This is a genomic window from Wenyingzhuangia gracilariae (assembly GCF_056387575.1).
Map to the genome: position 1 here is coordinate 2,232,506 of NZ_CM150748.1, position 12,991 is coordinate 2,245,496.

General features: G+C 32.0%; 6 protein-coding genes. All 6 read right to left on the bottom strand.

Annotated features, from left to right (window positions below):
• Positions 1 to 220 precede the first annotated feature (220 nt).
• Entirely contained in the window at positions 221 to 1,693 is a 1,473-nt protein-coding gene (locus tag ACY2IJ_RS09755) for a tetratricopeptide repeat protein (RefSeq protein ID WP_476724174.1), read from the bottom strand.
• 190 nt (positions 1,694 to 1,883) lie between these two features.
• The gene (locus ACY2IJ_RS09760) at positions 1,884 to 3,971 is read right to left on the bottom strand and encodes a c-type cytochrome domain-containing protein (protein ID WP_476724175.1); all 2,088 of its coding nucleotides are present in this window, start codon (positions 3,969 to 3,971) and stop codon (positions 1,884 to 1,886) included.
• A 4-nt stretch (positions 3,972 to 3,975) separates the two neighbouring features.
• The gene (locus ACY2IJ_RS09765; protein WP_476724176.1) at positions 3,976 to 5,430 is read right to left on the bottom strand and encodes a DUF1501 domain-containing protein; all 1,455 of its coding nucleotides are present in this window, start codon (positions 5,428 to 5,430) and stop codon (positions 3,976 to 3,978) included.
• A 5-nt stretch (positions 5,431 to 5,435) separates the two neighbouring features.
• Entirely contained in the window at positions 5,436 to 7,748 is a 2,313-nt protein-coding gene (locus ACY2IJ_RS09770; RefSeq protein WP_476724177.1) for a PSD1 and planctomycete cytochrome C domain-containing protein, read from the bottom strand.
• A gap of 4 nt (positions 7,749 to 7,752) precedes the next feature.
• Entirely contained in the window at positions 7,753 to 8,811 is a 1,059-nt protein-coding gene (locus ACY2IJ_RS09775; RefSeq protein ID WP_476724178.1) for an NHL repeat-containing protein, read from the bottom strand.
• Between the two features lie 153 nt (positions 8,812 to 8,964).
• On the bottom strand, positions 8,965 to 12,870 hold the full coding sequence (locus ACY2IJ_RS09780; protein ID WP_476724179.1) for a hybrid sensor histidine kinase/response regulator transcription factor: 3,906 nt from the start codon (positions 12,868 to 12,870) through the stop codon (positions 8,965 to 8,967).
• Between the last annotated feature and the right edge of the window lie 121 nt (positions 12,871 to 12,991).

The following is a 12,991-nucleotide window of genomic DNA, read 5'->3' on the forward strand; positions in this document are numbered from 1 at the left end:
AAACCTCAGATGATTTTATATTGCCTGAGGTTTTTTATGCTGTTAGAATTCTTGAGTGATTTCTACTTTTTGGAAGAAGTGTGATTATTGTTATATGGCGAACATTTTCTGTAACAATAACTAGGTAGGTTCTCAACTTCGCTCGAACACCCAAAAGTTAATACATTGAACAGAATCGAGATGAAGATTTTCTCAAGGTTATCAAGTAGCATCTAGATGCTTAAATACTATTAATATAGGCAACCAAATTATCATCTCTATTTAATGCCAGTTTTTTTCTAAGTCTATATCGGGCTTTGTTAACACTATCTGCAGAAACACCTAAAAGCTGAGCCATTTCTTTGGTAGAAAAGTTAAGTTTTATCAATGCACAAAGTTTCAACTCATTTCTACTTAAATTAGGATGTTTGTGACTTAACAATTCATAAAAAGAACTGTTTACTTGTACAAATCGGGTTTCAAATTCTTCCCAAGTTTTGGTAGCATTTACTTTAATGGTACTTTTTATTTGTTCTACAGAAACATCGTCTTTATCTTTTTTAACATTCTCTAATCCTTTCTTTATCTCTTCTAACAGTTTGTCTTTTTGCATTAATTGTAAGGCTGTAACAGCCAATTCTTTTTCTTTAATTTCAACCTCAGCACGTGCTCTTTCTTTGGCTATTTTTTTTTCTGTAGCATGTTTTTTACGAATTAATTTTATTCCAAAAAACGATACAATTACCGTAAGAATAAATAAAATAGTCGAGAAAATTAACTGTATGTTTAATTTCTCTTTTTGAGTTTTAATGAGTTTTAACTCTTGTTCTTTTTGAATTCTTTTGTTTTGTAATATAGCTGTTCTGTAAGAATCTTTAATTTCGAATAGCTCTTTGTTACGTTCACTTTGTCCGCCAAATAAACTATCGCCTAAAACCTTAGAGCTTGTCATTTGTTGAAAAGCGATTTTATACATTCCTAATTTGCCATTAATTTTGGCCGTTTTTTCTAACAAATCTACTTTTAAACCAACTCTGTTTTTTTTCTTAGATAAAATTTCTAAACTCCTATTGTAATACGTGAGTGCTTTTTTGTTTTCTCCTTTTTGAGCATACAAATCTCCCAACATTGAATTGATAATAGATGCATAATGATGTTGGTTAGAAACCTTTTGAACTATTTCTGTTAAAAGTTTTTCGGAAGCGTTGTAATTCTTAGTTAATGTGTACAAATGAGCTTTTTCTGTAAGTACATACAACTTATCGTTAAAAGAACTATGTAGTGAATCTAAAAGATCTTCACTAATGGTTAAATATTTAGCAGCCAGGTCATACTCATCATTCATTCTATACGTTAATGCAGCAGTGTAATACAAGTTAGATTTTACCTTGGGGTTTGCAAACACCTTTTGTTGTTTTGCATGCACAAACATAGAATCTATGGCTACAAAGGCTTTTTCTTTTTCGTGAAAAATAGAATATAACTGAGATAAACTTTTATATGCTTTGTATTTAATTTTAGAATTGTGTAACGAATCTGATAGAATTAATACATTCCAAAGCTTGTCATAAGCCTCCGGATAATAGGCATGTGTTGTTAGGTATTTTGCTTTTTGTAAATCTTGTTCTATACTTTTTTGCAAGCTGTTTTGTGCCAACACATTACTGCTTATAAACCAACAACCAACCACTAAAAAACGAAGAGAATTTAACATACTACAAAGTTAACTAAAAACAATACTCAACTTAAACAAATACTACCAGTATAAATAACATTTGTGGTAATACCCAATTAGTATTTTAACTCTGTTCAGTTTACCGTTGCTAGCGATAACAAACTTCCAGTAAAAACAAACAAATCCAAACTATATGGTCTGGATTTGTTTGTAATACAATTTGCTTAAACTAATAAAAGAATAATTGAGAAACAAAAAACCTTTTGTTTGCTCCAGGTTGAATCCGTATTTTGTAGTAAGAGTATTTTGTGTTTTTTAGTTTAAAATCTATGGTATATTTATTTTTAAATTGCTTTGTTTTTGGGTACTGAATTTTATCAATCATCTTCCAATTTTCTTTGTCATTAGATCCAAATACATGTGCATACTCCAAATTATTTTTCCCAAACCTATAATAAGTTGCACATTGTATTTTTAATTCTTTTATAGGCTGTTTATTGTTTTTAAAATCTGCAATACATTCAAAATATTCCTTGTCTGTAAACATGCTCCACCCATAAGATTGTGCATTTTTATATGGTAAATAATCATCTACTAACAAAACTCTAGCATCTCCAAAATAATCTGCCGTATAGTTGGTAAAACGAGTTTCTAAAGCACTTGGCTGTATTCCTTGTTTGTGTACTCTAAAAGAAATTTCTGAACTCGATTTTTTTCCTTTTTTAAAAGCTTTTGCTTTTATAACCAATTCTCTTTTATTCTTAAAATCTATTTGAATTCCATTTTCATAAACACTAGAACTATCGGTTACCTTCTGATTGATATTGTATTTGATAACAACATCTTTATCTAAATGTTTTAAATAAATTAAATCGCCATTATTTTTAACATTAGCTCTACCTACAACTGTTGGAGGTGCCAAGGCACTTTTTTGATGACTTTCTTTTATTCCTTTTTCTACATTGATGGAACCAAGTTGATTTTCTAAAATTTCTTTATCAATATTGGTATTCCAAACACACAATGTTTCTAATTGTTTTAATGCTTTAAACGTTTTAATACTTTCATTATCTAAAGAAGTTCCTACTGCAGACAATAATTTTAATTCTTCTAATTGTTTTAAAGCCTCCAAACCACTACTTGTTATTTTGGTAAAATTTAACCACAAGCTTTCTAAATTTACAAACTCCTTTACTGTTTGTAAATCGGTATCTGTAACCTCTAAGTTTGATAAATTTAAAGAGACCAACTGTTCTTTAACCGCTAACAAACTTTGTAAATTTTTAGGTTCATAACTGCTCCCTCCCAAAACAGTAGCAACTAATGCAGGAGAGTTGGCGGATTTTTGTTGAATACTGATGTAAGGAGATTTTTTTAAGGTCGCTAAGGTTTCTGAACTTGCAAAATCAAACTCATAAACAGGTTCACTATCTTTTTTTAACCACTTTGTTGTAATTAATTTTTTTAACACATTGGTGTTTTGCAAATCTGAAACAGCAATGGTATCATTTGCTCCTTGCTGAATCCAAGTGGTAACTAACTGTATTTCTTCTTTACTTAGTTGTGGTTTTCCATCTGGAGCCATGTGTTTTTTATCTTCTAAAGGCAAGTGTACACGCTGTAAGAATAAACTTTTTTGAGGCTGATGTGCCACCCACAACGCTCCGTGCTTTCCTCCTTTGTTTATTGCTTCTATGCTACTCATATCTAAACCTCCTTTGGGTTTATTGGTATTGTGACAACTTACACATTTTGCTTTTAAAATAGGCTGAATATGGGCTTGGTAAATAGAGTTACTTAAAGGGTCTGTATGTGTAACTTGCAAAGGCTCTGTAATAAAAGTACTTCCGTGTGTTAGTCCGGCACCATAATGTCCTACAAAAACCACCAATACCAAACCTACGTACAACAACGGAGTGTATATTTTTTTAGAGTAAACTGAAACTAATAAATACATGTAAAAACTCAACGCAACTCCCAACCATTTGTGCAATTGCATCAAATCAGATTCATATCCTTCTAAAGAAAGTAAAAATCCCATAATAGTTGCAATTACAGTAGTAAAAGCAGTAAGCAATAATAATTGGTAATGTGTTTTTTGATACGTTTCTTTTTCTATGCTTTTTTTAGTAAAGGTAAACAACACCAATAACCCAATAAAAGCCACTGGAAAATGCAATATAATAGGGTGCATACGTCCTAACGGTTGTACCCAATACGGCACTTGTACAGCACTTTCAAAAACTAGTAAAAACGCTAAAAAGATATGCAATACAAATAATAATTGTAATACAAGTTTTGTTTTGTTCTTCATCATCCTTTTACGAAATAATATCTTTAACAACATGTCCGTGTACATCGGTTAATCTAAACCTTCTACCCAAATGTTTGTAAGTTAAACGTTCATGATCTAAGCCCATTAAATGCATAATGGTAGCGTGTAAATCGTGAATATGTACAGGGTTTTCTACAATATTATATCCCAACTCGTCTGTTTTTCCATATACTGTACCTGCTTTAATTCCTCCACCGGCCATAAACATGCTAAAACATCTAGGATGATGATCTCTACCATAATTTTTTTGAGTTAATTTTCCCTGACAATAATTGGTTCTTCCAAATTCTCCTCCCCAAATCACCAAAGTTTCATCTAACAAACCACGTTGTTTTAAGTCTGTAATTAAGGCAGCAGAAGCTTGATCTACGTCTTTAGCCTGACCTTTAATAGCACCTACTAAATTGTTGTGCTGATCCCATCCTTGATGATACAATTGTACAAATCGAACTCCAGATTCTGACAACTTTCTAGCCAACAAACAGTTGGCTGCATAAGTTCCTGGAATGGTACAATCTGCTCCGTACAATTCTTTAATACTTTCTGGTTCTTTAGAAATATCGGTTACTTCTGGCACTGCAGTTTGCATACGATAAGCCAATTCATACTGTTGTATTTTAGAATGGATTTCAGGATCTCCAAATTCTTTGTAATTCAATTCGTTTAAATTCCCCAAATGATCTAACATTTTTCTTCTATTGGCACTGTCCATACCTTTAGGATTGTTTAAATACAGAATAGGATCTTCACTAGCACTTAATTGTACTCCTTGGTGTGTGCTATCTAAAAAACCGTTGGACCATAATTTAGAATAAACACCTTGTCCGTTTCCTTTTCCTTTAGACAACAAAACACAAAACGAAGGCAAATTTTTATTTTCGCTACCCAAACCATAACTCAACCAAGAGCCCATACTTGGTCTAGATCCTACTTGTGCTCCTGTTTGTAAAAAAGTTAAGGCAGGGTCGTGATTGATAGCCTCTGTATGCATGCTTTTTACAATGCATAAATCATCGGTAATTTTGGCTATGTTTGGCAATAATTCGCTTACATAAGTTCCATTTTTTCCATGTCTATTAAATTTGTAATGCGACCCTACCAAAGGAAAGCTTTTTTGATTGGCAGTCATTCCTGTTAAACGTTGACCTCCTCTAATAGATTCAGGCAAATCTTGCCCAAACATTTCTTCTAACTTAGGCTTGTAATCAAACGTTTCTAACTGAGATGGGGCTCCGTTTTGTACTAAAAAAATAACCCGTTTGGCTTTAGGAGCAAAATGTGTTAATCCTAAAGGGATTTCATCTGAAGTTTGAGAACTTCCTTTTAACAAATCGGGCATTAGCAAAGACCCCAAGGCAACACCTCCCATTCCCAAAGCTGCTTTGGATAAAAAATGTCTTCTATTGATATTTAATCGATGTTCAAATTGTTCTTTTTCCATAATGATTAGCTTTTTACAATGGTTTCTTCCATGTTGTACATGGTGTGAATTACTTGCATTAAGGTAGCTACCTTAATTGGGTTTGTGTTGGGTTGCATAGGATACTCTCCTACGTTTATAAATTGTGCTGCTTTTTTAGGATGTTCCTGAAAAAAAGTTTGCTGATCTTGATAGTAACTTACCAAAATATCTTTTTCCTCTTTTTTAATTTTTCTACATAGAATTTTTTGAAAAACAGTTGCTATTTTTTCTTCTATAGTACCTGTTTCTTGTACTGTTTTTTCTGATAAAACTCTTGCTGCTTCTAAAATAGTAGGGTCGTTTAGGTTGATAAGCGCTTGCAATGGTGTAGATGTTGACAATCTTCTAACTTCGCACTGATCTCTTGAGGTTCCATCAAACACCATTTGTACAGGTGGCATGGTGGTTCTTTTTACAAAAATGTACAATCCACGTTTGTACAACAAATCTCCTTTGTCTTGTATGTATTCTGTTAAATGTCCTCTACCTGCTGTAGCAACTTCCCAAAGTCCATCGGGTTGATATACTCTTACACTTCTTCCTCCTATTTGTTGATTTAACAATCCGCTAGTAGCAAGTGCATGATCTCTAACCATTTCGGTTGTAAATCTGTTTCTATTGGCTCTGGCCAGTAATTTATTATCAGGATCTATGGCTTGTTTTTCTTTTGTAATTACAGAAGACTGTTGGTAAGTTGCTGATGTTACTATTTTTTTGATGAGGTATTTAATATCCCAATCATGTTCCATAAAATCAGCAGACAACCAATTTAACAATGCTGCATGAGTGGGCAATTCACCTTGCATTCCAAAATCTCCAGATGTTTTTACAATTCCTTTTCCAAACAATTCTTGCCAAATTCGGTTTACATAAACTCTGCTAGTTAATGGGTTGTTTTTGTTAAACATCCATTGTGTTAATCCTAATCTGTTGGGTTTGTATTCAAGAGTATCAAAAGGTAGTATGGCTTTTGGTGTGCTACTTTGTACAATTTCTCCTTTGGCATCATAAGCTCCTCTATTTAACACGTGTGTTTTCCTAATATTTGGAATGTCTTTCATTACCATAGTTTCTACAGCAACTTTTGGTGTTTTGTTAATAAAAGGCAACTTGTTTTTTACAATAGAATCTGTGATTAAGATTTTAGGTTTTTCGGCAAATAATTTACGTGAAGCGGATTCTCCATTTTCACGAAAAGGAACTTTATCAAAAAAAGCAAACGTTTGAAAATACTCTTTTTGAGAAATAGGGTCGTATTTATGATCGTGACATTTGGCACATTCAAAGGTCATTCCTAAAAAAGCTTTTCCAAATGTATTGGTTCTATCGGTTACGTTTTCTATACGTGTTTCTTCTCTAATAATTCCTCCTTCTTGGTTTAGTTTATGGTTTCTGTTAAATCCAGATGCTAGCAAAGCCTCTAAATTATCTTCCTCTAACATATCTCCCGCCAACTGATAGGTTACAAACTTTTTGTAGCTGTAGTTTTTATTAAAAGCATGAATTACCCAATCTCTCCAAGGCCACATTGTGCGCAATTGGTCGTCTTGAAATCCGTGAGAATCGGCATAACGGGCAACATCCATCCAGGTAGCAGCCATTTTTTCTCCGTAGTGTTTGCTAGCCAATAGCTCATCTACTATTTTTTCATATGCGTTTTCTGAAGCATCGTTTACAAAACGATGTTGCATTTCTAAGCTTGGAGGCAATCCTGTAATATCAAAAGCTACACGTTTTAACAAACGCTCTTTATCTGCTTTTTTATTAGGAACCAAATTGGTAGCTTCTATTTTTTGAGCAATAAAATAATCTATTTCATTTTTAGCCCAATTTTTAAGTTCTATTTTAGGAACAACGGGTTTTGTTACTTTTTTAAAAGCCCAGTGTGTGTCGTATTTTGCTCCTTGTTCTATCCACTTTTTAATTACCTTTTTCTCGTACTCACTTAGTTTTAAATTGCTTTCTAGCGGAGGCATTAGTTTTGTGGTGTCTTTAGAAACTATTCTTAAATAAATTTCTGATTTCATAGGATTGTTAGGCACAATTCCGTGTACAGCAGCATTTTCTTTTAATGCTTTAAAAGCACCTTCTTGAGTATCTAACCTTAATCCTTTAAATCTTTTTTTAACATCGGGACCGTGACAACTAAAACATTTGTCGGACAATATGGGACGAACATCAAAATTGTAATCTACTACTTTAGGTACTTTTTTTTCGGTTAATTTGTTGTAATCTCCTTGCTTTTTACAAGAAACCAACACACTTAAGAACCCTAATATATATCCTAATTTTTTCATGTTTTTAAATTCTTTCTAATTTAATAGGATAGCTTTTGTTGGCATTCCATTGACAGACATATATGTTTTTATCATTATCTATACATACATCATGACAATGATTGAATAAAGGTGTTTCTTGAAGCATAAGCTGCAACTCTCCATGCTTGTATTTGGGTTTGGTTCCTCCAGGATTGGAAATTACTTTGTTATTTTTATCTAAAATGGTTACAAAACCAGAATTAGGTACTCTTTCCAAATATTTTAATCGAGACCAACAAGCTCCTGAATACAAATTTTCTCCATCAATAACAGGACGACATACATATGCTCCTGGCAAAAAAATGGTTTCTAAGTACTTACCCTCTAGGGTAAAGCGTTTAAATGAATTGTGGACTCTAGAAGTACATAGTAAGGTTATATTGTTTGGGTCTCTGTCATCAATAGCAACTCCGTGTGCATTGTTTAGCTTTTCATCTTGATGTCCTTTTCCTCCAAACTTTCTAATAAATTCTCCTTCTTTGTTAAACTGTAGTATGTAATCAGAACCATAACCATCGGCCACATAAATATCGCCGTTAGGTGCTACCGCAGTTTCTGTAGGTCTGTAACGTTCTTTTTCTTTATATATTCCTATTTTTTTAGGATTTGGCAATTCCATTAAAACTTTTCCGTCTATGGTTGTTTTAATAATTCTTTGATTGTTATCGGTTATAAAAAGTACATCTTCTCCCCCTTCATTAAAAATAGAAAGACCGTGTCCGCTTTTCATATGATGAGTCCATGAGGTTATTAATTTTCCAGATTTATCGTACACAATAATATTGTTTTGTACATGATCTGTTACCATTATTAAACGTCCTTTGGAATCCATAACCATTTCATGACAATTTTTAACAGGTGTTGTTAGCGGATTTAAATTTCCCCATTCTTTGTGTACACGGTATTTAAAATCTCCGTGCCCTATACTATTTTTAGACAGACTTGGTTTGTTAATAATGGTAAGGCCATAGGAAGAAGTAAGGCTTAAACCAGCACCTAGCAATGCAGTGTTTTTAAGAAACTCTCTTCGGGTATTTTTCATGACTATAGTTCTAATTGTTGCCTTACAAACATAGACACAAAAAAAAACTAGCATGTGGATTTTTTGTATAAAAGAGTGCACATTTTACACAAAAAACCTATTTACACTTATAATAATGAAGTATTTACAATATTCTATTGTTGTTTTTATAATTTATTCTTTTTTGGATATATAAAAAGAAGGAGCGTTTCCAAAGTGGTTTTTAAACACTCTGCTAAAATACCTGCTATCATCAAACCCAACAGAAAAGGCAACTTGTTTTACACTTGTATTTCCTTTTTTAAGCAGTTCCATGGCTGTGGTAAGTTTGTAAAAATTAATGTATTCTATAATAGATTTTCCGGTAATAGATTGTAATTTTCGGTACAATTGAGACCTGCTTGCTCCCATTTCTAAACATAAATTTTCTACTCCAAAATTGGAATCTTCTAAATGTTTTTCCAAACAACTATTTAGTTTGATTAAAAAATTATCTTGATTTTGTTTTTGGAAGTTCTCTTGTTTGTTTTCCAGATTTTTTTGAGTCCATTCTTTTCTAGCTGTTAAAATGTTTTTTAGCTTTAATTGTATTTCTGAAATGTTAAAGGGTTTCTGAATATAATCGTGCACACCAGAATTTAAACCTATCAATTTATTTTCCATTCCTGTTTTAGCGGTTAAAAATATAACGGGAATATGAGACGTAAAATCATTTGCCTTTAATTGTTGAGTTAACTGAATTCCATCAATCGTTGGCATCATAATATCGCTAATAATAATATCGGGAATATGGGCTACTGCTTTAGACAAACCTTCTTTTCCGTTTGTAGCTGTAAGAATGGTATACGATTCTTGTAACTCTGCAGCTAAATAATTTCTAATATCTTGATTATCTTCTACCAACAACAAAACATCTTTTTCTGAATTTTCTATAGTTTCTATGACAGCTTGGGGTGAGTGTTCGTTTGTTTCTTTTAAATTTTTGCCAATAGGAATGCAAACTGTAAAATGAGATCCTTGATTTAATTCACTTTCTAAAGTTATAGTTCCTCCATGTAACGTAACTAATTCTGCACATAAAGACAATCCTATTCCAGAACTATTTAAAACCACAGAATCTTTGTCTAACTGAAAATACCTTTCAAATATTTTTTGCTGATATTCTTTGGCTATTCCCACGCCGTTGTCTTTTACTTCAATAACCAACTCTCCGTTTTCTACCTGGTTTTGAGGGTTTGTTTTTATGTTTTTTAACCAAACTATAAAATCTATTTTTCCATGTTCTGGTGTGTATTTTACTGCATTAGAAATTAGGTTAGATGTTATTTTTTGAACCACATCTGCATCGTAATAAAGTGTTGGCAGGGTCTTTTTTTGAAAAAGTGTTTTATGGAATTGGATGTGTTTTTCTTTGGTCCAATACAAATAGGCATCGTATATGTTTTCAAACAAAGTTTGATCTTTTACTTCTGATATTTTTAATTGTTGCTTGCTTTCTAATTTTCTAAAATCTAATATTTGGTTGATGAGTTCTAACAAGCGATTGCTGTTGCGATACATCATTTTTAATACTTTATGATTGGGGATAATTCCTTTTTCTGAAAATTTACTTAAAGGAGCTGTAATTAATGTTAAAGGAGTTCTTAGTTCGTGCGATATGTTGGTAAAAAAACGTAATTTCATTTGAGAAATTTCATCAAATTGTTTCAAACGCTCTTTTTCTAACTCAAATTTAGACCTAGATTTTTCTTTGTTTAAAAACCATTTAAAAACTACATAAACCACTATTAAAACAAACAACAATGCCAATGCACGTACCCAAATTAAATCCCAAAAAGGAGGAGCTACTACAATGGTTAGTTTTTTATAGTTGGTATTCCAAACATTATCTTCGTTAGTGGCTTTTACTAAAAAGGTATATTTCCCTGCAGGAATATTGGTATAGGTTGCTTTGGAGTTTTGAGAATTCACATAAGACCAATCTGCATCGTATCCTTCTAATTTATAGGCATATTTACATCTTTGGTTGTTGCTAAAATGAATTACTTGAAATGCAATCTCAAACTTGCTATCTGTATAATCTAAATTTAACAAGTTTGCTACTTCAATGTTTTTTTGAATGTATTTATTTTTAGGTTTTGGTTTTATTAAATTGTTATTTACCCACAATTTAGAAATATAAACTTGTGGTTGTTTAGTGTTTGGTTTAATTTGTTTAGGGTTGAATTTCATCAATCCTTTTTCGGTTCCAAAAACCAAATCGCCATTGTCTAAAAGCAAACTTCCTGTTCCTATTTCATTAGATATCAAACCATCTGCTTCGTTTAACACTCTAATTTCTTTTGTTTCTTCATTAAATTTTATTAGACCGTTGGTGGTTCCAATCCAAAAATTTCCTTCGTGGTCTTGTTCAATGGCCGTTATAATTTTGTCTTTTAATTCTTCCATTTCAAAAGGCAATACTTGCTCTTTTTCTAATGAAATTTTAGACAATCCTGATTGAGTTCCTACCCATAAATTTTGATGCTGATCTTCGTAAATAACATCTACAAAATTGTTGCTAATTGTATGTACATCTCCAATTTTATGTCTAAAGTGTTTAAATTGTTGGGTATCGGTATTGTATTTTTTCAATCCATCTCCTGTAGTTCCTAACCAAATAGAACCTTTGCTGTCTTCAAAAAGATTTATACATCTATGAAAATACCCTATACCATTAGGATCGTCCCAATTACACTGAAAAAAATGTTGTTGTTTAAATGGTGTTGCTTGGTAGTTTTTTACCCCTAAAATTTCGCCAACCCATAGTTGATTGTTTGATGTGTGTAAAAAACTTCTTACTTCGTTAGACTTGTCTCTTGGGTGTTTTTTAAGAAGTGTTCCATCTTCTTTAAACAAGTAATAAAACTGTGTATCCATAGCACTCACCTCTTTGCTTTGTGGGCTATTTGTAATTTGTAAATCTTTATGGGGAGTACTAAAACGTTTAACCTCTAGTTGTTGTTGTTTATCAAAAATGATGATTTCGTTGAAACTATTCATCCAGATATAATGAGAGGTTTGCAAGAGATTGTTTGATTTTTGGAAACTTAAATAAGAATCAAATACTCGTTCTTTTTCTTGAAACCTAAAAAAAGTTCCTTTGTTTGCCAACACCCACATTTCTCCTTTTACGCTGCTTTTAAAAATACTTTGCAAATAATATTTTTCCTGGAACCAATAATCTAACGAAATTCTTTCTTCTTGATGTGGAAAATTAGAGTAGATAGACACGTATTTCCAATTGACATACCAAGTATTTCCAGACATGTCTTCGGCAATTTTAAGGGACACAAAGCTATGACGATCATCTTGTTGAATTTTCCATGAGTAGTTTTCCTTAATTTTTTTAATTCTATTAAGAACAAAATATGATTGATTGGCTTTGTTTTTATCATCAACAATTCGTTGAACTGTATTGTTTTTATAATCCAATAAATTCAATCCTTTCCAGGTTCCTACAAGCAATTTTCCAGGAGTAACTTCTGCCAAACTCAATACATTGTTATGACTTAAACTCTGTTTATTGTTGGGTTGATGTTTGAACGAATGAAAGGTTTTATTTTCTCTGTTCATAAGGTTAAGTCCTCCTCCATCGGTTCCTATAAAAAATTGACCATCTGAGGTTTCATAAATAAGTTTCACCTCGTTAAAACTTAAACTTTTAGGGTTGTTTTCATCGTGAATATAACGCTCAAAACAATCAAACTCCCTTATGTATTTTAACAATCCTCCTCCATAAGTACCCACCCATAAATCACCTTTAGAATCTTCAAAAACTTTAGAAATATGGTTGTCTGTAATACTTGTGGTATCTAACTCATTTTTTACATAATTTTTATAACTACCTCCGTCATATCTCCACAATCCTTGTGTAGTAGCAATCCAAACAAACCCATATTGATCTTGTAAAATGTCTGTTGTATTGGTTTCTATGGGCAATTCATAACGAGTAATTTTATAGTTTTTTGTAAAAACTTGAGAAAACCCATTAAAAAACAAAAAAAGAAATGCTAAGAATAAAAAAGATTGTTTTTTCATTTTTAATATTTTTTAGCTTTAAAGCCAAAAGTGCTGATTGTAAATATAACTTAAAAAATAAGATTGTATAACAAACACTTAAGCCCAACCAAATACTAAGATTTGATTGAGCTTAAGAAAC